This is a genomic window from Solibacillus sp. FSL W7-1472, assembly GCF_037969775.1.
Lineage (GTDB): Bacteria > Bacillota > Bacilli > Bacillales_A > Planococcaceae > Solibacillus > Solibacillus silvestris.
Genome location: NZ_CP150208.1, coordinates 3,790,001 through 3,814,865, shown reverse-complemented (window position 1 = coordinate 3,814,865; position 24,865 = coordinate 3,790,001). Strand labels below are relative to the sequence as shown.

Genomic DNA, 24,865 nt, shown 5'->3' with positions numbered 1-24,865 from the left:
AATTTATATAAGTAACCTTAAAGAAGGAGGGAATACAAATGGCGATTAAAAAGTATAAGCCAACCTCAAATGGTCGTCGTAACATGACGTCTTCTGACTTTGCTGAAATCACTACTAATAAACCTGAAAAGTCTTTATTAGAATCGACTAAACGCAAAGCTGGTCGTAACAACCAGGGTAAAATTACTGTTCGTCATCACGGTGGCGGTCACAAGAAACAATACCGTGTTATCGATTTTAAACGTCTTAAAGACGGCATTCCAGGACGCGTTGCTACAATCGAGTACGATCCAAACCGTTCTGCGAACATCGCTTTAATTAACTATGCTGACGGTGAAAAACGTTACATCTTAGCTCCGAAAGGTCTTGAAGTAGGTCAAACTATTTATTCAGGTCCAGAAGCGGATATCAAAGTAGGTAACGCATTACCATTAGCAAACATTCCAATGGGTACTACAATCCATAACATCGAAATGAAACCTGGTAAAGGTGGACAATTAGTACGTTCTGCTGGTACTTCTGCGCAAGTATTAGGTCGTGAAGGCAAGTACGTAATCGTTCGCTTACAATCTGGTGAAGTACGTTTAATCCTTGCTACTTGCCGTGCAACAATCGGTCAAGTTGGTAACGAACAACACGAACTTATCAACATCGGTAAAGCAGGTCGTTCTCGTTGGTTAGGTAAACGCCCAACAGTACGTGGTTCTGTAATGAACCCTAACGATCACCCACACGGTGGTGGTGAAGGACGTTCTCCAATCGGACGTAAATCTCCAATGACACCATGGGGCAAACCAGCTCTTGGTTACAAAACTCGTAGCAAGAAAAATAAATCATCTAAATTTATTATTCGTGGACGTAAAAAATAATGTGGTAAAACTACGGTTCAGTTCGAGAGCCGTGGTCGTATCACGGAGGGAGGTTCCTAAATGGGTCGCAGCTTAAAGAAAGGACCTTTTGTTGATGACCACCTAATGAAAAAGGTGGAAGCACAAGAGGCTTCTGAGAAAAAACAGGTTATCAAAACTTGGTCTCGCCGTTCTACTATCTTCCCAAACTTCATCGGTTTAACAATCGCTGTATATGATGGACGTAAACACGTTCCTGTATACGTAACTGAAGATATGGTAGGTCATAAACTTGGTGAGTTCGCACCAACTCGTACTTATAAAGGTCACGGTGCAGATGACAAGAAAACAAGACGCTAATTTTGAGAGGAGGTAAATCCTAATGACACAAGCTAAAGCTATCGCTCGTACAGTTCGTATCGCTCCTCGTAAAGTTCGTCTAGTAGTAGACTTAATCCGAGGCAAGCAAATTGGTGAAGCAGTTGCAATTTTACGTCATACTCCAAAAGCGGCGTCTCCAGTCGTTGAGAAAGTATTAAAATCTGCAGTTGCTAACGCTGAACATAACTATGAGTTAGATGTTAATAACTTAGTTGTATCTGAAATCTTTGTTGATGAAGGTCCAACATTAAAACGTTTCCGTCCACGTGCACAAGGTCGTGCGTCGGCAATCAACAAACGTACTAGCCACATTACAATCGTGGTATCTGAGAAGAAGGAGGTTTAATCCGTGGGTCAAAAAGTACATCCAATAGGACTACGTGTTGGTGTTATTCGTGACTGGGAGTCAAAGTGGTTCGCTGAGAAAGACTACGCTAACTTATTACACGAAGACATCAAAGTACGTAAATATATCGAAACTAAACTTAAAGATGCATCTGTATCTAAAGTAGAAATCGAACGCGCTGCAAATCGCGTAAACATCACTATTCACACTGCGAAACCAGGTATGGTTATCGGTAAAGGTGGTACGGAAGTTGAAAACTTACGTAAACACTTAACTGAAGTAACTGGCAAACGTGTGCATATCAACATTATTGAAATCAAACGTGCAGATCTTGACGCTAAATTAGTAGCTGAAAACATCGCTCGTCAACTTGAGAACCGCGTATCATTCCGTCGTGCTCAAAAACAATCAATCCAACGCACAATGCGCGCTGGTGCAAAAGGTATTAAAACACAAGTATCTGGTCGTTTAGGTGGCGCTGATATCGCGCGTGCTGAACACTATAGTGAAGGAACTGTTCCGCTTCATACATTACGTGCTGACATTGATTACGCACATGCTGAAGCTGATACTACTTACGGTAAACTAGGCGTTAAAGTTTGGATCTACCGTGGTGAAGTCCTTCCTACTAAAAAGAACTCTGTGGAAGGAGGCAAATAATATGTTATTACCTAAACGCGTAAAATATCGTCGTGAACACCGTGGTAACATGCGTGGAGAAGCGAAGGGCGGTAAAGAAGTATCTTTTGGTGAGTTTGGCTTACAAGCTACAACAGCATCTTGGATTACAAACCGTCAAATCGAATCTGCTCGTATCGCAATGACTCGTTACATGAAACGTGGCGGTAAAGTTTGGATCAAAATCTTCCCACATAAGCCTTACACGAAAAAGCCTCTAGAAGTCCGAATGGGTTCTGGTAAAGGTTCTCCTGAAGGTTGGGTAGCAGTAGTAAAACCAGGAAAAGTAATGTTCGAAATTGCTGGTGTATCTGAAGAGGTGGCACGTGAAGCACTTCGTTTAGCATCACATAAACTTCCTGTTAAATGTAAAATTGTAAAACGTCAAGAAACTGGTGGTGAATCTAATGAAAGCTAATGAAATCCGTGACCTTGCCACTAATGAAATTGAATTAAAAGTAAAATCACTGAAAGAAGAGCTTTTCAACCTTCGCTTCCAATTGGCGACTGGTCAATTAGAAAACACAGCTCGCATCCGTGAAGTTCGCAAAGCGATTGCACGTATGAAAACTGTGATTCGTGAAAGAGAAATCAGTGCAAATAACTGATAAAGGAGGGTTTTAAGTATGACTGAGCGTAACCAACGCAAAGTTTACACGGGCCGTGTTGTTTCAGACAAAATGGATAAGACAATTTCTGTATTAGTTGAAACTCATAAAAAGCACAAGCTTTATGGCAAGCGTGTAAAATACTCGAAAAAGTTTAAAGCTCATGATGAGCTAAACACTGCGAATATCGGTGATATCGTACGTATCATGGAAACTCGCCCGCTATCAGCTACTAAACGCTTCCGTTTAGTTGAAGTTGTAGAAAAAGCGGTTATTATTTAATAACACATTTCGGAATAAAATATATTTCCGAAGGGAGGTAACCTAAGTGATTCAACAAGAAAGTCGTATGAAAGTTGCTGACAACTCAGGTGCACGTGAAGTTTTAACGATTAAAGTACTTGGTGGTTCTGGTCGTAAAACTGCAAACATCGGAGATATCGTTGTTTGTACAGTTAAGAAAGCAACACCAGGTGGCGTTGTCAAGAAAGGTGACGTTGTTAAGGCTGTTATCGTTCGCACAAAATCAGGTGCTCGTCGTAAAGACGGTACTTACATTAAATTTGATGAGAATGCTTGCGTAATTATCAAAGATGATAAATCACCACGCGGAACTCGTATTTTCGGACCAGTTGCACGTGAATTACGTGATGGCAACTTCATGAAAATCGTTTCTTTAGCTCCAGAAGTTCTTTAATTTCATGACAGTACCAATCAAGGAGGTGCGACACATAATGCATGTTAAAAAGGGCGACAAAGTAAAAGTAATTACTGGTAAAGACAAAGGTAAAGAAGGCGTAATCTTAGCTGCTTTCCCTAAACAAGACCGTGTTCTTGTTGAAGGTGTAAACATCGTTAAGAAACACGTTAAACCTAACCAACTTAACCCACAAGGTGGAATTGTATCTCAAGAAGCTGCAATCCACATTTCGAACGTAATGCTAATCGATCCTAAATCTGGCGAGCCGACTCGTGTAGGTATTGAGATCAAGGATGGCAAAAAAGTTCGTGTTGCAAAAAAATCAGGTGTAGTAATCGACTAATAAGTAAATTGAGAAGGGAGGTACACACATGAGCCGCCTAAAAGAAAAGTATTCAAATGAAGTTTCACCTGCTCTAATGAGCAAGTTCGAATATAAATCAGTAATGCAAGTTCCAAAAGTGGAGAAAATCGTAATCAACATGGGTGTTGGTGACGCTGTTCAAAACTCAAAAGCTCTTGATGTAGCTGTAGAAGAATTAACAATAATTACTGGACAAAAACCAGTAGTAACTAAAGCGAAAAAATCTATCGCAGGTTTCCGTTTACGTGAAGGTCAAGCGATCGGTGCTAAAGTTACATTACGCGGTGAGCGTATGTATGAATTCCTGGATAAATTAATCTCTATCGCACTTCCACGTGTACGTGACTTCCGTGGTGTTTCTAAAAAAGCATTCGATGGTCGCGGTAACTATACATTAGGTGTTAAAGAGCAATTGATTTTCCCAGAAATCGATTACGATAAAGTTTCAAAAGTACGCGGTATGGACATCGTGATCGTAACTACTGCGAATTCTGACGAAGAAGCTCGCGAGTTATTAACACAGTTCGGTATGCCGTTCCAAAAGTAATAAAATAAGGAGGGCGAAGACGTGGCAAAAAAATCAATGATCGTTAAACAACAACGCACGCAAAAATTTAAAGTTCAAGAATATACACGTTGTGAACGCTGTGGCCGTCCACACTCTGTATACCGCAAATTTAAACTTTGCCGTATTTGTTTCCGTGAACTTGCATATAAGGGACAAATTCCTGGCGTTAAAAAAGCCAGCTGGTAATCCCCTAATTTGGGAAGGAGGTAAATTTTCATGACAATGACTGATCCGATTGCAGATATGCTTACACGCATTCGTAATGCGAACATGGTACGTCACGAGAAGTTAGAAGTTCCTGCTTCTAACGTTAAGAAAGAGATCGCTGAAATTTTAAAGCGTGAAGGTTTCGTACGTGATGTAGAATATGTAGAAGACAACAAGCAAGGTATCATCCGTATTTTCTTAAAATATGGTAAAGAGAACGAGCGTGTTATCACTGGTCTTAAACGTATTTCTAAACCAGGTTTACGTGTATATGCTAAAACAAACGAAGTACCTAAAGTATTAAACGGTCTTGGTATCGCTTTAGTATCTACTTCAAACGGTTTATTAACTGACAAAGAAGCTCGCGCTAAACAAGTTGGCGGAGAAATCTTAGCATACATTTGGTAATTAGTAAGAAAAGAACGGAGGTGCAATATAAATGTCTCGCGTAGGTAAAAAAGTTATCGAGGTACCTGCTAACGTAACAATCGAAGTCGGTGCCGACAATCTTGTTACTGTTAAAGGTCCTAAAGGCGAATTAACTCGTCAATTCAACCAAGATATGAAAATCGAGCAAGAAGGCAACACTTTATCAGTTGTTCGTCCTTCTGATTCTAAAGAACACCGTACAAACCACGGTACAACTCGTGCGTTACTAGCTAACATGGTAACAGGTGTTTCTGAAGGCTTCACTCGTACTCTAGAACTTATCGGTGTAGGTTACCGTGCACAGTTACAAGGTACTAAGCTTGTACTAAACGTTGGTTACTCTCACCCAGTTGAGTTTACACCTGAGCAAGGTTTAGAGGTCGAAGTTCCTTCGAACACGAAGATCATCGTTAAAGGTATTTCTAAAGAGCGTGTTGGTGCATTAGCATCTAACATCCGTGACGTACGTCCACCAGAGCCTTACAAAGGTAAAGGGATCCGTTACGAAGGTGAATTCGTTCGCCGTAAAGAAGGTAAAACAGGTAAATAATGCGGCATAAACCGCATTAATTTTTGAAAGGAGTGACCACTGTGATTACGAAACAAGATAAAAATCAAGTTCGTAAAAAACGTCATGGGCGTGTTCGTTCTAAAATTTCGGGTACTGCACAACGTCCACGTTTAAACGTATTCCGTTCTAACAAGAACATCTATGCACAACTAATCGATGACGTAGCTGGCGTAACTTTAGTTTCTGCTAATACTCAAGAAAAAGCTTTCGAAGGTATGGGCGCAAACGTAGAAGCTGCTGCTAAAATCGGTGAAACAATCGCTAAACGCGCTGCTGAAAAAAATATTACTACAGTAGTATTTGACCGTAGCGGTTACTTATATCACGGACGTGTAAAAGCTTTAGCAGAAGCTGCACGTGAAAACGGCTTAGAATTTTAATAAGAAGGAGGGACATACTTCATGAGTCGCATTGACGCAAACAAATTAGAACTTGAAGAACGCGTAGTTACAATTAACCGTGTTGCTAAAGTTGTTAAAGGTGGTCGTCGCTTCCGCTTCTCTGCTCTAGTAGTAGTAGGAGATAAAAATGGTCATGTAGGATTTGGTACTGGTAAAGCCCAAGAGGTTCCAGATGCAATCCGTAAGGCTGTTGAAGACGCGAAGAAAAACTTAATCGAAGTACCACGCGTGGGTGGAACTACTCCACACTTAGTGCAAGGTCGCTTCGGTGCAGGTTCAATCTTAATCAAACCTGCAGCTCCTGGTACAGGAGTTATCGCTGGTGGTCCAGTACGTGCCGTACTTGAACTAGCTGGTATTACTGATATTCTTTCAAAATCTCTTGGTTCAAACACACCAATCAACATGGTGCGTGCAACTGTAGCAGGTTTAACTGAATTAAAACGCGTAGAAGAAGTTGCAAAACTACGTGGTAAATCAGTGGAAGAGTTATTAGGATAAGGGGGGGAATTATAATGGCTAAATTACAAATTACCCTTAATAAATCTGTCATCGGTACTAAACCAAACCAACGTAAAGTTGTTGAGGCTTTAGGATTACGTAAATTAAACCAAACTGTGGAACAAGCTGATAACGCTGCGATCCGCGGGATGATTACAAAAGTAGCTCACTTAGTTACTGTTAAAGAAATTTAATTTCAATTATACGAACAAGGAGGTGCCACCCAAATGAAACTTCATGAGTTAAAACCAGCAGAAGGTTCACGTAAAGTACGTAACCGCGTTGGTCGTGGTATCGGTTCTGGTAACGGTAAAACTTCTGGTAAAGGTCATAAAGGTCAAAACGCTCGTTCTGGCGGCGGCGTTCGCCCAGGATTTGAGGGGGGTCAAAACCCACTTTTCCGTCGTTTACCTAAACGTGGCTTTACGAACATTAACCGTAAAGAATACGCTATCGTTAACCTTGACGCGTTAAACCGTTTTGAAGATGGTGCAGAAGTAACACCTGCATTATTATTAGAAACTGGTATCGTGAGCAACGAAAAAGCTGGAATCAAAATTCTAGGTCATGGTACATTAAGCGTTAAGCTTAATGTTAAGGCTCACAAATTCTCTGCTTCTGCTAAAGAAGCAATTGAGAACGCTGGCGGAACAACTGAGGTGATCTAATGTTTCAGACAATCTCTAACTTTATGCGCGTTCGAGATATACGAAATAAAATCATCTTCACACTTTTAATGTTAATCATTTTTCGTCTCGGAACATTCATTCCGGTACCAAATGTTAACGCAGATGTATTAAAGGCAACTGATGAGTTCAGCTTAGTAGGTTTCCTTAATACGTTTGGCGGTGGTGCATTGGCAAACTTCTCAATCTTTGCGATGGGGATTATGCCGTACATCACAGCCTCAATTATTGTCCAGTTACTTCAAATGGATGTAGTACCTAAGTTTGCAGAATGGGCGAAACAAGGTGATGTAGGTCGACGCAAGTTGGCTCAATTCACTCGTTATTTCACGATTGTATTAGCATTCATTCAATCTTTCGCAATGAGCTTTGGGTTTAACCAATTTTATGGCGGATCATTGATTACGGATACTAGTATTCAATCATACTTAACGATTTCAATCGTATTAACTGCAGGTACAGCATTCATATTGTGGTTATCTGAACAAATTACTGCATATGGTGTTGGTAATGGTATCTCTATCATTATCTTCGCTGGTATCGTAGCTGCGATTCCTAACGCAGTAAACCAAATCTATGCACAACAAATTGATGGGGCTGGCGATCAATTGTTTATCAATATTGCCATTTTAGTTCTATTAGTTCTAGTGCTGCTTGCTGTTGTTGTTGGAGTTATTTATATTCAACAAGCGTTGCGTAAAATTCCAATCCAATATGCAAAACGAGTTGCTGGGAATTCACCTAAAGTTGGTGCACAGCAAACGCATTTACCGTTAAAAGTAAATGCTGCAGGGGTTATTCCGGTAATCTTTGCGGTTGCGTTTATTGTTACACCTCAAACTTTAGCAACATTCTTTGGAGATAATAATGTAACAGCGTTTATTACGAACACGTTTGACTATACTAAACCTGTTGGTATGTTAATCTATGTTGCTTTAATTATCGCCTTCACATACTTCTATGCTTTCATTCAGGTGAATCCGGAAAATGTGGCAGATAACTTGAAAAAGCAAGGTGCCTATATCCCGGGTATCCGCCCAGGTAATGACACTCAAGCTTACTTAACAAAAGTTCTTTATCGTTTAACATTAGTTGGTGCTTTATTCTTAGTAGTTATTTCAGTAATGCCAATTTTATTCATTAACTTCATGAACCTGCCAGCTTCGGCTCAAATCGGGGGAACAAGTATGATTATCGTAGTCGGTGTTGCACTTGAAACAATGAAACAGTTAGAGTCTCAATTAGTGAAGCGTCATTATAAAGGCTTTATGAAATAATGCAGGTTTAGGAAACATTCTCGTTTCCTTACCGGCTTATGCTATAAAGGGGAGTATTACGTATGAATATCGTTTTAATGGGTCTTCCAGGAGCCGGTAAAGGTACTCAGGCTGACAAAATTGTTGAGAAGTACGCAATCCCTCATATTTCTACAGGCGATATGTTCCGTGCCGCTATTAAAGAAGGTACAGAATTAGGTTTACAGGCCAAAGCGTTTATGGATCAAGGTGCATTAGTACCTGATGAAGTAACGATTGGTATTGTTCGTGAACGTCTTTCACAACCAGACTGCGAAAAAGGTTTCTTATTAGACGGATTCCCGCGTACAGTTCCTCAAGCTGAAGCTTTAGACAGCATCCTTGAAGAATTAGGACGCCCAGTTGAGCATACAATTAATGTTCAAGTTGAAAAAGAAGAATTAATCGCACGTTTAAGTGGTCGTCGTATTTGTAAGACTTGTGGTACATCATATCATTTAGTGTTTAATCCTCCAAAAGTGGATGGCATTTGTGATAAAGATGGCGGCGAGTTGTACACGCGTGCAGATGATAATCCTGAAACTGTTACAAACCGTCTGGAAGTAAATATGAACCAAGCACAACCTTTACTTGATTTCTATAAAGCAAAGGGAGTACTTACAAATATTAATGGACAGCAAGAAATTTCAAAAGTATTTGCTGATCTTGATGCTCTATTGCAGGGCAGCCGCAGCTGATATCCGTCCGGGCGCTAGACAGCTTCCGCGGTAGTCATGCGGAGGCAACAACGAAACATAATTTTTTGAGAGTTGCAAAAGCATATTGTGCCCGGTATATACTATAAAGGTTGAGCACTTAAATAGTGTGATGACATCTTTGTAACGTATAATGGGTTTCGTGGAAGCATCTGTGTAACGGGTATGAATCTCTCATCAAGACATTCCGGCTATCGTGTTAACATAAGGATGCGGTTCCTTATAGGATACTGTTTCCATGGATTGTGTGAAGCGAAACCAGACGAGCGTCTTATTCTACATCTCTCATGCAATCCAAACCATATGTTGAAACGAGTTGCTTCTTAATTAGGAGAAACAGTTGCAAGAGCTCGCATGAGTTTTTTGATATAAGCATATAGAAGGGAGTCGAGAAGATGGCGAAAGACGATGTAATTGAAGTCGAAGGGACAGTTCTTGAGACTTTGCCAAACGCGATGTTTAAGGTAGAATTAGAAAATGGGCACACTGTGCTTGCACACGTATCTGGAAAGATCCGTATGCACTTTATCCGTATCCTACCTGGAGATAAGGTTACTATTGAGTTATCTCCTTATGATTTAACTCGCGGTCGTATCACATACCGTTTTAAATAATCTTTTGCACTCCGGACTATTAAGGAGGTTAGGTTAGATGAAAGTGAGACCATCTGTGAAACCGATCTGCGAAAAATGTAAAGTAATTCGCCGACGCGGTAAAGTAATGGTAATCTGTGAAAATCCTAAACACAAACAAAAACAAGGATAATTAATCAAGGAGGTGCACTAACGAATGGCACGTATTGCTGGTGTTGATATTCCTCGCGACAAACGCGTTGTAATTTCATTAACATACATTTACGGTATTGGTAAAACTACTTCTCAAAAAGTATTAGCAGGTGCAGGTATTGACGAAAATACTCGCGTTAAAGACTTAACAGAAGATCAATTAAACCAAATTCGTGAACAATTAGATTCATACAAAACTGAAGGTGACTTACGTCGTGAAGTTTCTTTAAACATCAAACGTTTAATGGAAATTGCTTCAAACCGTGGTATCCGTCACCGTCGTGGTTTACCTGTTCGTGGTCAAAATACGAAAAACAATGCGCGTACGCGTAAAGGTCCACGTAAGACTGTAGCGAACAAGAAAAAATAATTAAGTAAAGGAGGTTCCTTCTTAACATGGCTCGTAAACAACAAACTCGTAAACGTCGTGTGAAAAAGAACATCGAATCTGGTGTTGCTCACATCCGTTCTACATTCAACAATACAATCGTAACGATCACTGATATGCAAGGTAACGCATTATCTTGGTCTTCAGCTGGTGCTTTAGGTTTCCGTGGTTCACGTAAATCAACTCCATTCGCAGCTCAAATGGCTGCTGAAACAGCTGCAAAAACTTCAATGGAACATGGTTTAAAAAACATTGAAGTAACAGTTAAAGGTCCTGGTTCAGGTCGTGAAGCTGCAGTACGTGCACTTCAAGCTGCTGGATTAGAAGTAACTGCTATTAAAGACGTTACTCCAGTTCCTCATAACGGTTGCCGTCCGCCAAAACGTCGTCGTGTGTAATGGGTGCAGCTTAGAAGTATAATTACTTCTACGTACATCATGTTACTTTGTACAAAAGTCTTGTGCATTTTATAGTCTAACTCAGATTAACAACTTGATGATAAGAACCTATACATTAGATGTTTTGAAGGAGGGTAAATTGGAATGATCGAAATTGAAAAACCGAAGATTGAAACAGTGGAGATTAGCGAAGATGCCAAATACGGCAAGTTTGTTGTAGAACCGCTTGAACGCGGTTATGGTAATACTTTGGGGAATTCTCTACGTCGTATCCTTCTGTCTTCATTACCTGGAGCTGCTGTTACGTCAATTCAAATTGACGGCGTATTACACGAATTCTCAACTGTAGAAGGCGTTGTAGAAGATGTCGCTTCGATTATCTTAAACGTGAAAAAGCTAGCTTTAAAAATCTACTCTGACGAAGAAAAAGTTATTGAGATTGATGTAAAAGGTGACGGAACGGTTACTGCAGCTGACATTACACATGACAGTGATGTAGAAATTTTAAACCCAGATCTATATATCGCAACAATCGCTAAGAACGGTCATTTACGTATGCGTATGTACGCACAGCGTGGCCGTGGTTATACTCCTGCTGATCAAAACAAACGTGAGGATCTTCCTATCGGCGTGATCCCGATCGACTCTATTTACACTCCAGTTTCACGCGTCAACTTCCAAGTAGAGAACACTCGTGTTGGACAAAATTCTGACTACGACAAGTTATCACTTGATGTATGGACAGATGGAAGCATCGGTCCTAAAGAGGCGATTTCACTTGGAGCGAAAATTTTAACTGAACACTTAAATATCTTCGTTGGCATGACGAACGAGGCACAGACTGCTGAAATCATGGTCGAAAAAGAAGAAGACCAAAAAGAAAAAGTATTAGAGATGACTATCGAAGAACTTGATCTTTCTGTTCGTTCTTACAACTGCTTGAAGCGTGCTGGTATCAATACGGTACTAGAATTAGCTAACAAGTCAGAAGACGATATGATGAAAGTACGTAATCTTGGTCGTAAGTCTCTTGAAGAAGTTAAGCATAAGTTAGAAGAGCTTGGTTTAGGATTGCGTAAAGAAGACTAAGCGAAAAATTATAAAATTTAGCTAGATCAGATATATTTAAAAGGAGGGAAACGTCCATGGGTTACAGAAAACTTGGTCGTACAAGTTCTCAACGTAAAGCATTATTACGCGACTTAGCTACTGATTTAATCATCAACGAGCGCATCGAAACTACTGAAGCGCGCGCTAAAGAAACTCGTAAAGCTGTTGAGAAAATGATTACTTTAGGTAAACGCGGAGATTTACATGCTCGTCGTCAGGCAGCAGCATTCATCCGTCGTGAGCTAGTAACAGTTGGAGAAGGCGAAGAAGAAAAAACTGTTTTTGCACTTCAAAAATTATTTGACGATATCGCACCTCGTTATGCGGAGCGTCAAGGTGGTTACACTCGTATTCTTAAAGTAGGTCCTCGTCGTGGAGACGGCGCACCAGTAGTAGTTATCGAATTAGTTTAATTCTTAATAACATACAGGTGGAAAAGGGGTGTCCGGTTCACCGGTTGAACCCGCACCCCTTTTTTATATAAACAAAATTGATTTATACGACATAATTAAGCTGAGCGTTATGATGAGCGGGGTAGTAAATACTGGCGTCTCGTTTAGCTCTCCGCACCTCATTCAACGAATTCTCGGGCTTGAGCACCCGCGAATTTTGTAAATGTAACGACAAGCGCATTTCTCTGAATGAGGTGCGCGCTTTTTTATTTATGGAATGAAGGGTTGAGCCCCTAAATTCCCAATACATATGCAAACATAAAGTACGTTTAGATAGGTGGCCGTTCGCGCAAAACTTGTTTGAAAACGTGCTTTATTTTTATATAGGTATCATTTCCTGGGAAATTTAAACTGACTACTAATATGTCATACAATAGCGAAGCAGAGGGGAGAGTAGCTGCGCATGAGTGAAATTTTATCATTTAATCAAGTAACCTACTCCTATACACCGGAAGAGCCTCATACACGCAATGCAGTAGAGGATGTTTCTTTTACAATCAATAAAGGGGAATGGATTACGATTGTTGGCCATAATGGCTCCGGAAAATCGACAATGGCTAAATTGATGAGTGGCTTACTAATGCCACAGCAAGGGGAAATCCGGATTAAACGTGAAATCCTCACAGAAGAAAATATATGGGATATTCGTTCGCAGATTGGTATTGTCTTTCAAAATCCGGACAATCAGTTTGTAGGGGCTACTGTGCAGGATGATGTAGCTTTCTCGTTGGAAAACAACGGTGTTCCGCATGAAGAAATGGTTAAACGTGTGCACAATGCACTGAGACAAGTAAAGATGGAAGACTTTATCAACCACGAGCCTCATCATTTATCTGGCGGACAAAAGCAGCGTGTTGCCATTGCAGGGGCACTAGCGATGCATCCGCAAATATTAATATTGGATGAAGCGACATCGATGCTGGATCCTCAAGGCCGTGAAGAAGTGTTAACAATCGTGGAAGCATTGCGTAAAGAAATTGATCTTACGGTACTCGCGATAACTCATGATCTCGAAGAAGCATTGTTGGCCGATCGCATTATTTTTATGAATGCCGGCAAAAAATACGCTGAGGGAACGCCGGAAGAGATTTTTGCTTTAGGTGATGATCTCGTACAGTTTGGTTTGGATATGCCGTTTGCGATGAAAATGACGAAGCTGTTGCAAGCACAAGGTGTACAACTTGTAGGACAACATATGACAGAAGAAGAGCTGGTGAATGACTTATGGACATCCAACTTCAACAAGTAAGCTATGCCTATGCAAAAGGCACTCCATTTGAAAAGCAAGCTTTACATGAGGTTGACTTAACAATTAAAAGTGGAACATTTCAGGCGATTATCGGACATACAGGTTCTGGTAAATCAACAATCCTCCTTCACTTTAATGGATTATTAAAACCTTCGAGCGGTACAGTGAAAATCGGGGACCGAATCATTGAAGCCGGAAAAAAGGCAAAAGACTTAAAAACAGTACGTCAAAAAGTAGGCATCGTGTTCCAGTTTCCTGAGCACCAGCTTTTTGAGGAAACCGTATTAAAGGATATTATGTTTGGTCCGATGAATTTTGGGGTGTCTGAAGAAGAAGCGGAAAAACGTGCCCGTGAGCTGATTTCGTTAGTAGGGTTACCGGAAGAAATATTGGACAAATCCCCATTTGACCTATCAGGTGGACAGATGCGCCGTGTTGCCATTGCGGGTGTACTGGCAATGGATCCTGAAGTGATTGTGTTGGATGAGCCAACAGCGGGTCTTGATCCCCGTGGTCAAAAGGAAATTATGGACTTATTTTATACGCTACATAAAGAGCGCGGTTTAACAACGATACTTGTAACACATAGTATGGAAGATGCAGCACGTTATGCGGATTCGGTTGCAATTATGCATGAAGGACGGTGTGTGTTAACTGGAGATCCGCGTACGATTTTCAGCGATCGTCAAACGCTTGCCCAATTCCGTCTGGAGCCGCCACGTATTGTTCGTTTTCAGCATCAGGTAGAGAAGATGTTGGGTAAAACGTTAGAAAAAGTATGCTTAACTGAAGAAGAGCTTGCCGTAGAAATAGGACAGGCCATTCCAAAGGGGCGTGAACAGCAATGATGGAAAAAATGATTTTTGGACGCTATATACCAGGAAATTCATTTGTGCATAAGCTCGATCCGCGTTCAAAGCTGCTTTTTGTTTTTGCATTTATTATCGTAGTCTTTTTTGCCAATAATGTGGTAACCTATGCGCTGCTTTTGGCGTTTACATTACTCGTTATTTTACTGTCGAGAATACGCCTTTATTTTTTAATCAACGGCTTAAAACCTGTCATATTCTTAATGCTCTTCACTTTGATTTTGCATTTGTTTATGACGAGGGAAGGGCCTGTATTAGTTGATCTTGGCTTTATAAAAATATACGAAGAAGGCTTACGACAAGGGATGTTCATATCAATGCGCTTTTTAATGCTAGTATTTATGACATCGATCTTAACGTTAACGACTTCTCCTATTTCAATTACGGACGGTCTGGAAGTACTTCTCGATCCGTTTAAAAAGGTAAAGCTGCCTGTTCATGAGCTTGCACTAATGATGTCGATTTCTTTACGTTTCATTCCAACATTAATGGATGAGACAGATAAAATTATGAAAGCACAGATGGCTCGTGGTTCAGATTTAAGTGCAGGACCAATTAAAGATCGTCTAAAGGCGGTCGTGCCATTGTTAGTACCGCTCTTTGTCAGTGCATTTAAACGAGCGGAAGATTTAGCGACTGCAATGGAAGTGCGCGGCTACCGTGGGGGAGAAGGGCGTACGAAATACCGTCAGCTAAAGTGGATGGTTAGAGATACGGCTATTTTAGTTGTACTTGTATTATTGGGCGTCCTGTTATGGATGCTGCGCAGTTAGAGGAGTAAAGATATGGTGAGATTAAAAGCAACGATTAGCTATGACGGTACCGGCTTTGCCGGCTATCAGGTGCAGCCGGGTGAACGTACAGTACAGCTGGAAATCGAAAAAGTATTAACAACAATGCAAAAAGGGACACAAGTTAAAATTACAGCAAGCGGCCGTACAGATGCGCGTGTCCATGCAACGGGTCAGGTTATACATTTTGATACAGCTCTTGAGATTCCGCCCGAGAAATTTCAAAAGGCATTAAATGTCCAATTGCCGCGTGATATTCGTGTACTCCACATGGAGCAAGTAAAGGAAGAGTTTCATGCCCGCTATGATGTATCAGGCAAGCGTTACCGATATATTTGGGATTGCAGCACTGTTCAAAGCCCGTTTAGAAGACACTATACAGTCGAGACAGGTGGAGTAAAGCCGAATGTAGAAGCAATGCGTGAAGCCGCACAAGCAATTGTCGGGACACATGACTTCAGCTGTTTCTGCGCGGCGAATACGAGTGTTGTAGACAAAGTACGTACGGTTGAAACGCTGGAACTTGTCTGGCAAGGGGAAGAGCTGCATATGACAATTAGCGGCAACGGCTTTTTATATAATATGGTGCGGATTATTGCAGGTACATTATGGGAAGTTGGCATTGGACGAAGAGAAGCTTCTTCATTAGAAAAGACGATTGCTTCAATGGACCGTGCACAAGCAGGTAAAACAGCACCAGCACATGGTCTATATTTAGAACAAGTTTTTTATCAAGATTTGTGATTTTTTTTTGAAAAAGTTTTCCTTTTCTCTATAAAATCCTAGAGAAATCGGCTTGTGAAAAGGGTTAACAACCTCTCCAGGTGTTCAATTAAATATCTTGACTTTAAACGCGATCCAGTATATGATGATGTATGGTATTTTCATTACCACCACAAAAATAAGCCCCGAAACTTATAAAGTGTATATAATGAAAAATAACGGTAATTCATATCGATTAGGAGGATACAAACATGCGCACAACTTTCATGGCTAAAGGTCAAGAAGTAGAACGTAAATGGTTAGTAGTTGACGCAGAAGGCCAAACGTTAGGTCGTTTAGCTTCTGAAGTAGCTTCTATCTTACGCGGTAAACATAAACCAACTTTCACACCAAACGTTGATACAGGAGATCATGTGATCATCATCAACGCTGATAAAATTGAGTTAACAGGTAACAAATTACAAAAGAAAATTTACTACCGTCACACTCAGTTCGCTGGTGGTTTAAAACAACGTACAGCTGGTGAAATGAAGGAAAAATACCCAACTCAAATGCTTGAGTTAGCAATTAAAGGTATGCTTCCAAAGAACTCTTTAGGTCGTCAAATGTTCTCTAAATTGAACGTTTACACTGGTTCTGAACATCCACATGCTGCACAAAAACCAGAAGCTTACGAGTTACGTGGTTAATCAATAAACTATAATAGGAGGAAATAACTTTGGCACAAGTACAATACATCGGCACAGGTCGCCGTAAAAGCTCAACTGCTCGCGTACGTTTAGTACCAGGCGAAGGTAAAGTAGTAATCAACAACCGTGATGTTGCAGATTACCTACCATACGAAACTTTACACTTAATTATCAACCAACCATTAGTAGCTACAGAAACTAAAGGTTCATATGACGTTCACGTTAACGTAAACGGTGGTGGATTCACAGGTCAAGCTGGAGCAATCCGTCACGGTATCGCACGTGCATTATTACAAGTTGATCCAGACTTCCGCCCAGCTTTAAAATCAGCGGGTCTATTAACTCGTGATTCACGTATGAAAGAACGTAAAAAACCAGGTCTACGCGGCGCTCGTCGTGCACCTCAGTTCTCAAAACGTTAATCTTTACGATTACTATTTTGCGAAATTACAAAACCCTTTCTTGGAATTTTTCCGAGAAAGGGTTTTTTCTTTATTCATTCGCAAAGCCATTTGTCGCATGAAGTTTTCCTTTAATCTTCGAAAGAGGCAAATAAGTTCCGCTTAGCCACGATTTAAAATCGATAACTATAGGCAATGCATCTCCACCTAAAGCAATAGTACATTTACCTTCAGTTGGTACATAGCCAACCGTATGGAGTGTACCATCCCATGCTCCGTATTTTGTCGCAAAGACCCCATTTTCGATACCATTCATTAATTTGAACGCATTTTCAAAAGTAAGTGGTGTTGCTTGGGCATTCGAAATAATATGTTCGCGCGCTAATGAATCCTCTGTTCGGTAACGGTTTTCTTCTGTCAGAACTTTAAAGTGATTCGTGCAGGCTGTTGCGTCCCGAACAGCTACATTGCGCGGAGATGCTTCTACTGCCGCCATCGTTTGCTCCGCATCTAGTAATACATAATTAAATGAATGTTTATGGGGAATATTTTTTAGTAATGAAATCCCCTCTTCAACAGTTGCGCAACGCTCCAGTAACAGACGCCCGATCATATTGCATACAAAGCCATCCGCCCTGTTTTTCGTATTTACAAAGTTATAACCGACGACGAGTCCTTTTTCATTCATCCCATCCATCCGTCCTGTAATTTGCATGGAAGGTCCGAGTGTCGCATAGCCACCGTCAGTTGGTTCATATAACACAAAACGCCCATCATAGCTTTCGGGGTCATTGTCATAGTTGCGGATCATATAAGAAGGGTTTGTCGTAATAGAGCAGCCGCTTTTTTTGTGTGCTGCATAATATCCGCCATAATGAAGTAAAGCCTGTTCTTCCTTATAACCAAGTGTATAAGCGAGGCCTTCGATTTCTTCTTCAATTCCTGGGCCGAAACGGGCTAAAAGTTGTTTAACATATATTTTATCTATAGAAAACCTATCATCCAATTGTTTATAAAGCTTTTCTCTATTATAAAAAAGAGGCGAATTTTTTAAGAGCTCTCCCTGATATACACCGAACTCATAATGGGATCCTCTAAATTGGATAATATCGCTCGTCACGTTTTTCATGATGTACTCCTTTAATGAATCTGTTTTTTTTATAGTAACGATTTTTAATGAACAAACAAAATAAAAGGATTTGAATAAATTACTCTCCCTAAATACTTTAGCAGGAGTAGTATTTTTGTATACATTAGTATACAATAGTATTCAAAAAGGATGGGGTTAAAAATATGAGGTCTGAAACCAAAGGGAGACATCGAGGCGAAGGAGAACACGGTAGTCGCCGTTCTAAGGGTGCACAAACATTCCGGCGCGGGCGTGCATTGGAGTTTTATCGTCAACTCGAAATGAAGCGCTCAACATTGAAACAACAACTGGAGTCTTCAGAATTGAAATCAATTCATCCTGTTATTGCAGGGGAATTGAAAGCAACTGAAGCAATTATGAATGATTTTGTCGGCTTGTTTCAGCTGAATGAATTATTGGAAGAAGCACAAGCAACAGAAGAGGAATAATTTTTCACAACATAAGGAAGTGAACTTGTTTAATGCAAGCAGTATGGAAACTCTCAAAATATATTAGGCCATATATATTATTTGCGATCATCGCTCCTGTAATGATGGTTATTGAGGTAAGTATGGATTTGCTGCAACCTACAATATTACAGCATATTATTGATGATGGGATCGCTCAAAATGATACGTCATATATTGTGAAAATGTTTGGCTTAATGATAGCGACATCCGTAATCGGTCTAATTGGCGGGATAGGGTGTTCCATTTATGCATCACGGACGGCCGTAAACTTTTCAACCGATCTACGGCAAGATTTATATGAAACGATTACGTATTTTTCAAATAGCAGTAAAGATAAATTTACGCTCGGAAAGCTTGTTACAAATTTAACGAGTGATATGGAAATGCTACAGCGGGCATTGACGATGTTATTGAAAGTATTTGTCCGTGGACCAATGATGTTTATCGGGGCCATTGTCATTGTTTTTATTACAGCGCGAGAGCTATTTCCGATTTTATTGGTCGTGGTTCCGATTTTGGCATTTTGCATGTATTATTTTACGGCACTTTCAGGAAAGCTTTTTCATAAAGTGCAGAAGGTTGTCGATATGGTAAACACAAAAGTTCAAGAAAACTTGGCTGGTATTCGTGTCATTAAGGCATACAACAGGAAAAATCATCAAATTGAACAGTTTACCGAAGTGAATACACAGCTGATGAAACGCAGTATGGCAGCCGATCAAATTATAGGCGTACTGGCACCCCTTACAATGTTTGTCGTGAACTTAGGTATTGTAGCAGCACTTTGGATGGGTGCGATCAAAGTGGATAACAACACGTTGCAAGTAGGGGTTATTCTTGCCTTTATCAACTATTTAATGATGGTCATGCAGGGGCTGATGAGTTCATCAATGGTACTTGTACAGCTGGCACGTGCAATACCAAGCGCTGGGCGAATTGTAGAAGTGCTGGAAGAGAAAACAGACTTAACGAGCCCTTTAAAACCAGAGATAAAACAAATTAAGGGAAGTATTAGTTTTGAAAATGTAAGCTTCTCCTATTTAAAAGAAACAGAATCCGTATTGAAAAATATTAGCTTCCACGTGAATGCGGGAGAAACAGTCGGCATTATCGGAATGACAGGAAGCGGGAAATCGACATTAGTTAAAATGATTCCACGCCTGTTTGATCCTGACAGTGGCAGCGTAAAAATAGACGGAGTGCCAATTGGCAGCTATTCATTGGAACATTTACGCCAGTCAATCGGTTTTTCCCCGCAAAAAGCGACATTGTTCTCAAAAACGATTGCCGACAACTTGCGCTACGGTAAATCCGATGCAACGTCAGAGGACATTGTACAGGCATTACAGTCGGCAAACGCAAAGGAATTTGTCGACAAACTGGATGCAGGGACAGAACATTTGCTCACACAAGGGGCGACAAACTTGTCCGGTGGGCAAAAGCAGCGTTTGGCAATGGCGAGGTCCTTTATCCGGAAACCGAGTATTTTAGTTTTGGATGATGTGACAAGTGCGGTTGACAGTATTTCTGAAAAAACAATTCAACGTGCGATTGAAGAGCAGTTCAGTGATGCTACAAAAGTGATTGTTTCGTCTAAAATCTCTTCTATTCGCCATGCTGATCAAATACTTGTAATGGACGACGGGAAAATTGCTGCACAAGGAACACATGAGCAACTATTGCAGGAAAGTATATTGTATCAAGAAATGGCAAAAACACAGGCAGAAAAAGGGGTGACCTTAAGTGAATAAACAACAAGGGGAACCGCCTGTACCTATGAGGCATCCAGGTGGGCGCTTTACAGGTCCAGTTGTGAAGCCAAAAAATCAAAAGGAAACACTGCTTCGGATTTGGAGCTATTTACGTGTTCAAAAGGTAGAGCTGATCAGTGTCGTCATTTTCGTTATTATTAGTACACTGTTAAGTTTAGTCGGTCCATTTCTAATCGGGAAAACGATTGATGATTATATTGTGAAGCTCGATGTGCCGGGGGCGATTCGCATGGCACTTATTTTGGCAGGGGTCTATATCGCATCGTCCGTACTCACTTGGCTTCAAACATTTGTCATGATTCGTGTTTCACAGAAGACCATTCGCCGGTTGCGTCAACACCTGTTTGAGCAGTATCAGTCATTGCCGCTCGCCTTTTACGATAAAAAGCAGCAAGGCGATTTAATGAGCCGGATGACAAATGATATCGAAAATTTAAATGCGGCATTGTCACAAAGTGTTATACAAATTGTTTCAAGTTTTTTAACGATAATCGGAACGGCCTTTGCACTCTTTTATTTAGATTGGCGATTAGCGCTAGTAACACTCATCATTATCCCGCTCATCGTAAATGCGACAAAGCAGATTATTAAGCGAAGCAGCGTAAACTATAAGGCACGTCAACGGGATTTGGGTAATTTGAATGGTTATATTGAAGAAACCATTTCGAACGCGGATATTATTACGCTTTTCGGTCAGGAAAATTCAACGCTCGCGGAGTTTAAAGAAGCCAATGAGCGATTGCGCGGTTCAGCAATGCGAGCCGATATTATTTCTGGTTTCATGGGTCCAATCAATAACTTTATGAACAACTTAGGTTTAAGTCTTGTAATAGGTGTTGGTGCAATCATGGCTGTAACAAGCGGACTGACAATCGGTGTAATCGCATCATTCGTTACGTACACCCGACAGTTTTTCCGGCCGATCAACCAGCTATCGAACCTGCTCAATACGTTCCAATCGGCCATTGCGGGTTCCGAACGTGTTTTTGAAGTGCTGGATGAAGCAAAAGAAGTAGCGGATATTGAAAATGCAAAAGCGAAAGAACAGTATAGTGGTGATGTAAAGTTCGAAAACGTACAGTTTGCCTATGAAACAGGCAAGCCTGTATTACACGGAATTAATTTTGAAGCGAAAGCAGGAGAGACAATTGCCATTGTTGGTCCTACTGGTTCCGGGAAGACGACAATCATTCAGCTGCTAACACGATTTTATGATGCGACAGGTGGCCGGATTTTACTGGACGGCGAACCAATTGAACATTACAAAATGACGAATGTGCGCGACCATGTCGGTGTCGTTCTGCAGGATACGTATTTGTTTTCAGGAACGGTGCGTGAAAATATCCGTTTCGGTAAGCTCCATGCAACAGATGATGAAGTTGAACAAGCAGCAAAAATTGCATATGCACATAATTTTATAAAGTATTTGCCTGAACAGTACGATACTGTACTGACAAGCGGAGGCTTAAATTTAAGTCAGGGGCAGCGTCAGCTTATAGCGATTGCCCGTGCAATTCTAGAGGATCCCGATATCTTAATTTTAGATGAAGCAACTTCAAGTGTTGATACGATGACAGAAGTGCATATTCAGAAAGGCTTGAACAATTTGATGGAAGGGCGAACAAGCTTTGTCATTGCACACCGTCTTAAAACAATTGAAAATGCGGATCAGATCCTCGTCATTAAGGACGGTCAAATTTTAGAACAAGGAAATCATGATTCTTTAATGAAGGAACAAGGTTTTTATGCAACATTACAACGTCAGCTCCAGTCTCAATGATAAGGTGAATATTCCGCCGTCCTTTTGCGTATAGTAGGCAAAAAGGACGGTGTTTTTTTTGAAACGTTGGCTTGCACTCATATTCGTAATTTTTTGTTCGATGCTTGTCGTTGTATATGAAACGAACGCATCCGACCGGCGATTTTTTTTACCCGAGCCATTAGGTGGGGTAAAAATTGTGTTAGATGCTGGTCATGGAGGAATTGATGGTGGTGCTTCAAATGGAGAGGTAATTGAAAAAGACGTGACACTGGCAATTACAAAAAAAGTAGCTCGTCAATTAACACGTTTAGGTGCGGAAGTAGTATTAACACGTTCAACGGATGGAGATGTATTAAGTGAACATGCACCAAGTGAAACATTTCCAACACTTCGTGAGCGTAAAAAGCAGGACATTTTTTTACGTGAAACGTTAGTGGACTCACATGAACCGGATCTATTCGTTACGATTCACGCAAATGCAATCCCAAATAGTAAATGGCGAGGGGCGCAAGTGTTTTACCATCACACTGGACACGAGAAAAGCCAGGCACTCGCACAGGCTGTACAACAATCAATTCGAGAGACGATGGAAAATACGGACCGCGAAGCACTGTCGATTAAAAATGTTTATTTATTAAAGAAAATTGAAAAACCGGCTGTATTAGTAGAAACAGGATTTTTAAGTAATGAGGAAGAGCGTGATTTACTGGCAAATGACAGCTATCAGGAAAAAATGGCATTTGCGATTGCACGCGGAATTGAAAATTATATTCATGTAAAATACGAGTAGGCAACATGTAATAACAATACGAATCGATTATGATATACTAACAAATGTAATTTCATTCAGGGGAGTGTTTGATATGTTAAATGAGGAACAAGTCCGAGAACTATTAGGAGAACTACAAGATCCGTTTTTACATAAATCACTAGCAGAAACAAAAGGTGTAACAAACGTTTCGATTAAAGCAGAAAAAGCGCATGTTAGTGTTCGTATTGCGATTGCAAAAACTAATACGCCTGAACAAATGACACTTCAAATGAAAATTGTTGAAGTGTTAAAAGAAAATGGCGCGGCTTCCGTTGGGATTCGTTTTGAAGAGCTACCGGCAGAAGTACTGCAATCATTCCGTGGACAAGCGACCGAAGCAGAAGCACAAGATATTTTATCACCTTTATCAAGCGTACAATTTATTTCAATTGCCTCAGGTAAAGGTGGAGTAGGGAAATCGACGGTATCTGTAAATATGGCAGTTGCACTAGCACGCCTAGGCAAAAAAGTCGGTTTAATCGATGCTGATATTTATGGTTTCTCTGTACCGGACATGATGGGTGTAACAGAAATGCCGGTCGTAAAAGATGACCGTATTTACCCGGTGGAACGTCTTGGTGTAAAAGTTATCTCAATGGGATTCTTTGTTGAAAATAATGCACCAATCGTTTGGCGCGGACCGATGCTTGGTAAAGTATTGGACCAGTTCTTCCGTGATGTCGAGTGGGGCGATTTAGACTATCTACTATTGGATTTACCACCAGGAACGGGAGACGTAGCACTGGATATTCACCAAATGCTGCCATCTTCAAAAGAGATTGTTGTGACAACACCTCACCCGACAGCCGCTTTCGTAGCAGCCCGTGCAGGTGCGATGGCATTACAAACAAATCATGAAATCCTAGGTGTTATTGAGAATATGGCTTGGTATGAAAGCAAATCAGGCGAAAAAGAATTTGTATTTGGTCAAGGCGGCGGTCCGAAGCTAGCTGATGAACTGCGCACAAAATTACTTGGTCAAATTCCGTTAGGACAACCAGATTGGACAGAGGAAGACTTCGCACCTTCTGTATATGCAGAATCGCATCCAACAGGTAAAATCTATTTACAAATTGCTGAAGAAATTATTTCAGAATTAAATAAATAACAAAAAAACAACCAGTTGTCCCAATGAGACGACTGGTTGTTTTTTTATGAGCCTCCACCGCTGTCTTTACCGCCGCCGCTATCCTTCCCTGAGCCAGATCCGGATTCAGACCCCGAACCAGAACCCTTCTCGGATGAAGCTTCACCGCTTTTCTTAATGAGCTCCTGCCATTTTGTCTGCATAAGCGGATTTTCGATTGTTTCCATTACGATTTTCTCCAGCTCTTTTCGCATAACAGCACCTTTCATGATGCTTTCAAGCTGCTTTTGCATATCCGGCTGACCGAAGAAAGACGTTAGAGATTCTTGGTAACTCGCGTCATTCAGTAGGTTTTTCATTAAATCTTCCTGCTGATCCTGCATACTTTTTGCAAATGTTTCTTTAAATTTCGGGTCTTCGAATGTTTTAATCCAAAAATCCATTGCATCTTTTGATAACATTGTCTCTTCAGTCGCTTTTTTAACTTCTTCGGTATTTAAAATAAGCAACTCCCGAAAATTCTTATCTTCAAACATTTGGCGAATTGCTTTTTTCCCATCCTCTGTCTGAATGGCATCGACCATAATTTTCTTTACTTCATCATAAGATAATGTCGTCGATTTGGCATCATTACAACCGGCAAGGAGAATGAGGGAAAAGGCTAATATGATTAAACGTTT

General features: G+C 40.7%; 38 protein-coding genes (1 of these 38 only partly in view). 36 read left to right on the top strand and 2 right to left on the bottom strand.

Annotation, left to right across the window (positions count from 1 at the left end; translation table 11 throughout):
- The first annotated feature begins 38 nt into the window (after positions 1–38).
- From rplB to rpsI, 31 genes are all read left to right on the top strand, one after another.
- Positions 39–869 (top strand): 50S ribosomal protein L2, encoded by an 831-nt coding sequence (gene rplB / locus MKY07_RS19130; RefSeq protein ID WP_339263365.1) that lies wholly within the window; start codon positions 39–41, stop codon positions 867–869.
- Between the two features lie 60 nt (positions 870–929).
- Complete coding sequence (gene rpsS / locus MKY07_RS19125) at positions 930–1,208, top strand: 30S ribosomal protein S19 (RefSeq protein WP_004233637.1); 279 nt, start codon at positions 930–932, stop codon at positions 1,206–1,208.
- Between the two features lie 22 nt (positions 1,209–1,230).
- Entirely contained in the window at positions 1,231–1,575 is a 345-nt protein-coding gene (gene rplV / locus MKY07_RS19120; protein ID WP_008406963.1) for a 50S ribosomal protein L22, read from the top strand.
- 3 nt (positions 1,576–1,578) lie between these two features.
- A complete protein-coding gene (gene rpsC, locus MKY07_RS19115) occupies positions 1,579–2,235 on the top strand; it encodes a 30S ribosomal protein S3 (RefSeq protein ID WP_008406961.1) in 657 nt (218 codons plus the stop codon).
- Between the two features lies 1 nt (position 2,236).
- Complete coding sequence (gene rplP / locus MKY07_RS19110; RefSeq protein WP_008406960.1) at positions 2,237–2,671, top strand: 50S ribosomal protein L16; 435 nt, start codon at positions 2,237–2,239, stop codon at positions 2,669–2,671.
- A complete protein-coding gene (rpmC, locus tag MKY07_RS19105; protein ID WP_008406958.1) occupies positions 2,661–2,861 on the top strand; it encodes a 50S ribosomal protein L29 in 201 nt (66 codons plus the stop codon). The genes rplP and rpmC overlap by 11 nt, the downstream gene beginning before the upstream one ends.
- Positions 2,862–2,879: 18 nt before the next feature.
- Positions 2,880–3,143, top strand: coding sequence for a 30S ribosomal protein S17 (gene rpsQ, locus MKY07_RS19100; RefSeq protein ID WP_008406957.1), 264 nt, complete (start codon positions 2,880–2,882; stop codon positions 3,141–3,143).
- A 46-nt stretch (positions 3,144–3,189) separates the two neighbouring features.
- Positions 3,190–3,558, top strand: coding sequence for a 50S ribosomal protein L14 (rplN, locus tag MKY07_RS19095; protein WP_008406955.1), 369 nt, complete (start codon positions 3,190–3,192; stop codon positions 3,556–3,558).
- 37 nt (positions 3,559–3,595) lie between these two features.
- Positions 3,596–3,904: a 50S ribosomal protein L24 gene (rplX, locus tag MKY07_RS19090; RefSeq protein WP_008406953.1), complete on the top strand. Its 309-nt coding sequence runs from the start codon at positions 3,596–3,598 to the stop codon at positions 3,902–3,904.
- Between the two features lie 28 nt (positions 3,905–3,932).
- Positions 3,933–4,472: a 50S ribosomal protein L5 gene (rplE, locus tag MKY07_RS19085; RefSeq protein ID WP_008406951.1), complete on the top strand. Its 540-nt coding sequence runs from the start codon at positions 3,933–3,935 to the stop codon at positions 4,470–4,472.
- Between the two features lie 21 nt (positions 4,473–4,493).
- Positions 4,494–4,679, top strand: a complete 186-nt coding sequence (gene rpsN / locus MKY07_RS19080; RefSeq protein WP_008406949.1) for a 30S ribosomal protein S14 — start codon at positions 4,494–4,496, stop codon at positions 4,677–4,679.
- Positions 4,680–4,709: 30 nt separating this feature from the next.
- Positions 4,710–5,108 (top strand): 30S ribosomal protein S8, encoded by a 399-nt coding sequence (gene rpsH / locus MKY07_RS19075; RefSeq protein ID WP_008406947.1) that lies wholly within the window; start codon positions 4,710–4,712, stop codon positions 5,106–5,108.
- 31 nt (positions 5,109–5,139) lie between these two features.
- Entirely contained in the window at positions 5,140–5,679 is a 540-nt protein-coding gene (rplF, locus tag MKY07_RS19070) for a 50S ribosomal protein L6 (RefSeq protein ID WP_008406946.1), read from the top strand.
- A gap of 41 nt (positions 5,680–5,720) precedes the next feature.
- Positions 5,721–6,080: a 50S ribosomal protein L18 gene (gene rplR, locus MKY07_RS19065; protein ID WP_008406944.1), complete on the top strand. Its 360-nt coding sequence runs from the start codon at positions 5,721–5,723 to the stop codon at positions 6,078–6,080.
- 21 nt (positions 6,081–6,101) lie between these two features.
- Positions 6,102–6,602 carry a 30S ribosomal protein S5 gene (rpsE, locus tag MKY07_RS19060; RefSeq protein ID WP_008406937.1) on the top strand — a complete coding sequence of 167 codons (501 nt, stop codon included), beginning with the start codon at positions 6,102–6,104 and terminating at the stop codon, positions 6,600–6,602.
- 11 nt (positions 6,603–6,613) lie between these two features.
- Positions 6,614–6,796: a 50S ribosomal protein L30 gene (rpmD, locus tag MKY07_RS19055; RefSeq protein ID WP_173364522.1), complete on the top strand. Its 183-nt coding sequence runs from the start codon at positions 6,614–6,616 to the stop codon at positions 6,794–6,796.
- A 33-nt stretch (positions 6,797–6,829) separates the two neighbouring features.
- Positions 6,830–7,270 (top strand): 50S ribosomal protein L15, encoded by a 441-nt coding sequence (rplO, locus tag MKY07_RS19050; RefSeq protein ID WP_008406935.1) that lies wholly within the window; start codon positions 6,830–6,832, stop codon positions 7,268–7,270.
- Complete coding sequence (gene secY, locus MKY07_RS19045; protein ID WP_008406934.1) at positions 7,270–8,565, top strand: preprotein translocase subunit SecY; 1,296 nt, start codon at positions 7,270–7,272, stop codon at positions 8,563–8,565. Before rplO ends, secY begins: the two co-directional genes overlap by 1 nt.
- A 62-nt stretch (positions 8,566–8,627) precedes the next feature.
- Positions 8,628–9,281, top strand: coding sequence for an adenylate kinase (locus MKY07_RS19040; RefSeq protein ID WP_008406933.1), 654 nt, complete (start codon positions 8,628–8,630; stop codon positions 9,279–9,281).
- A 413-nt stretch (positions 9,282–9,694) separates the two neighbouring features.
- Entirely contained in the window at positions 9,695–9,913 is a 219-nt protein-coding gene (gene infA / locus MKY07_RS19035; RefSeq protein ID WP_008406932.1) for a translation initiation factor IF-1, read from the top strand.
- A gap of 37 nt (positions 9,914–9,950) precedes the next feature.
- Positions 9,951–10,064 carry a 50S ribosomal protein L36 gene (gene rpmJ / locus MKY07_RS19030; RefSeq protein WP_000868344.1) on the top strand — a complete coding sequence of 38 codons (114 nt, stop codon included), beginning with the start codon at positions 9,951–9,953 and terminating at the stop codon, positions 10,062–10,064.
- Positions 10,065–10,088: 24 nt separating this feature from the next.
- Positions 10,089–10,454, top strand: coding sequence for a 30S ribosomal protein S13 (gene rpsM, locus MKY07_RS19025; RefSeq protein ID WP_008406720.1), 366 nt, complete (start codon positions 10,089–10,091; stop codon positions 10,452–10,454).
- A 26-nt stretch (positions 10,455–10,480) separates the two neighbouring features.
- Positions 10,481–10,870 carry a 30S ribosomal protein S11 gene (gene rpsK, locus MKY07_RS19020; protein WP_008406718.1) on the top strand — a complete coding sequence of 130 codons (390 nt, stop codon included), beginning with the start codon at positions 10,481–10,483 and terminating at the stop codon, positions 10,868–10,870.
- A gap of 144 nt (positions 10,871–11,014) precedes the next feature.
- A complete protein-coding gene (locus MKY07_RS19015; protein ID WP_008406717.1) occupies positions 11,015–11,959 on the top strand; it encodes a DNA-directed RNA polymerase subunit alpha in 945 nt (314 codons plus the stop codon).
- Between the two features lie 56 nt (positions 11,960–12,015).
- A complete protein-coding gene (gene rplQ / locus MKY07_RS19010) occupies positions 12,016–12,393 on the top strand; it encodes a 50S ribosomal protein L17 (protein ID WP_008406715.1) in 378 nt (125 codons plus the stop codon).
- Positions 12,394–12,835: 442 nt separating this feature from the next.
- Entirely contained in the window at positions 12,836–13,681 is an 846-nt protein-coding gene (locus MKY07_RS19005; RefSeq protein ID WP_008406713.1) for an energy-coupling factor ABC transporter ATP-binding protein, read from the top strand.
- The gene (locus MKY07_RS19000; protein ID WP_339263364.1) at positions 13,657–14,529 is read left to right on the top strand and encodes an energy-coupling factor ABC transporter ATP-binding protein; all 873 of its coding nucleotides are present in this window, start codon (positions 13,657–13,659) and stop codon (positions 14,527–14,529) included. Before MKY07_RS19005 ends, MKY07_RS19000 begins: the two co-directional genes overlap by 25 nt.
- Complete coding sequence (locus tag MKY07_RS18995; protein ID WP_014822421.1) at positions 14,526–15,323, top strand: energy-coupling factor transporter transmembrane protein EcfT; 798 nt, start codon at positions 14,526–14,528, stop codon at positions 15,321–15,323. Before MKY07_RS19000 ends, MKY07_RS18995 begins: the two co-directional genes overlap by 4 nt.
- A 12-nt stretch (positions 15,324–15,335) precedes the next feature.
- The gene (gene truA, locus MKY07_RS18990) at positions 15,336–16,085 is read left to right on the top strand and encodes a tRNA pseudouridine(38-40) synthase TruA (RefSeq protein ID WP_339263362.1); all 750 of its coding nucleotides are present in this window, start codon (positions 15,336–15,338) and stop codon (positions 16,083–16,085) included.
- Positions 16,086–16,315: 230 nt separating this feature from the next.
- Positions 16,316–16,753, top strand: coding sequence for a 50S ribosomal protein L13 (gene rplM, locus MKY07_RS18985; protein ID WP_008406709.1), 438 nt, complete (start codon positions 16,316–16,318; stop codon positions 16,751–16,753).
- A 29-nt stretch (positions 16,754–16,782) separates the two neighbouring features.
- The gene (gene rpsI, locus MKY07_RS18980; protein ID WP_008406708.1) at positions 16,783–17,175 is read left to right on the top strand and encodes a 30S ribosomal protein S9; all 393 of its coding nucleotides are present in this window, start codon (positions 16,783–16,785) and stop codon (positions 17,173–17,175) included.
- A 70-nt stretch (positions 17,176–17,245) separates the two neighbouring features.
- Here rpsI and MKY07_RS18975 read toward each other — a convergent pair whose 3' ends face one another.
- On the bottom strand, positions 17,246–18,283 hold the full coding sequence (locus MKY07_RS18975) for a C45 family peptidase (protein WP_339263360.1): 1,038 nt from the start codon (positions 18,281–18,283) through the stop codon (positions 17,246–17,248).
- A 164-nt stretch (positions 18,284–18,447) separates the two neighbouring features.
- Here MKY07_RS18975 and MKY07_RS18970 point away from each other — a divergent pair, with 164 nt between their 5' ends.
- The 5 genes from MKY07_RS18970 (at position 18,448) to MKY07_RS18950 (ending at position 24,206) form a co-directional block, all read left to right on the top strand.
- Positions 18,448–18,732, top strand: coding sequence for a 2-keto-3-deoxygluconate kinase (locus MKY07_RS18970; RefSeq protein ID WP_339263359.1), 285 nt, complete (start codon positions 18,448–18,450; stop codon positions 18,730–18,732).
- A 32-nt stretch (positions 18,733–18,764) separates the two neighbouring features.
- Positions 18,765–20,504: an ABC transporter ATP-binding protein gene (locus MKY07_RS18965; RefSeq protein ID WP_339263358.1), complete on the top strand. Its 1,740-nt coding sequence runs from the start codon at positions 18,765–18,767 to the stop codon at positions 20,502–20,504.
- 25 nt (positions 20,505–20,529) lie between these two features.
- Entirely contained in the window at positions 20,530–22,305 is a 1,776-nt protein-coding gene (locus MKY07_RS18960) for an ABC transporter ATP-binding protein (RefSeq protein WP_339264670.1), read from the top strand.
- 58 nt (positions 22,306–22,363) lie between these two features.
- Complete coding sequence (locus MKY07_RS18955; RefSeq protein ID WP_014822426.1) at positions 22,364–23,077, top strand: N-acetylmuramoyl-L-alanine amidase; 714 nt, start codon at positions 22,364–22,366, stop codon at positions 23,075–23,077.
- A 73-nt stretch (positions 23,078–23,150) separates the two neighbouring features.
- Positions 23,151–24,206 carry a P-loop NTPase gene (locus MKY07_RS18950; protein WP_008406699.1) on the top strand — a complete coding sequence of 352 codons (1,056 nt, stop codon included), beginning with the start codon at positions 23,151–23,153 and terminating at the stop codon, positions 24,204–24,206.
- 44 nt (positions 24,207–24,250) lie between these two features.
- On the opposite strand, the gene gerD is transcribed toward MKY07_RS18950, so the two are convergent.
- Positions 24,251–24,865, bottom strand: partial view of a spore germination lipoprotein GerD gene (gene gerD / locus MKY07_RS18945; RefSeq protein ID WP_339263356.1) — the 3' portion only. It continues 3 nt past the right edge of the window; 615 of the gene's 618 nt are visible here — the last part of the coding sequence; the start codon falls outside the window, past its right edge — the gene reads right to left on this strand; the stop codon is at positions 24,251–24,253.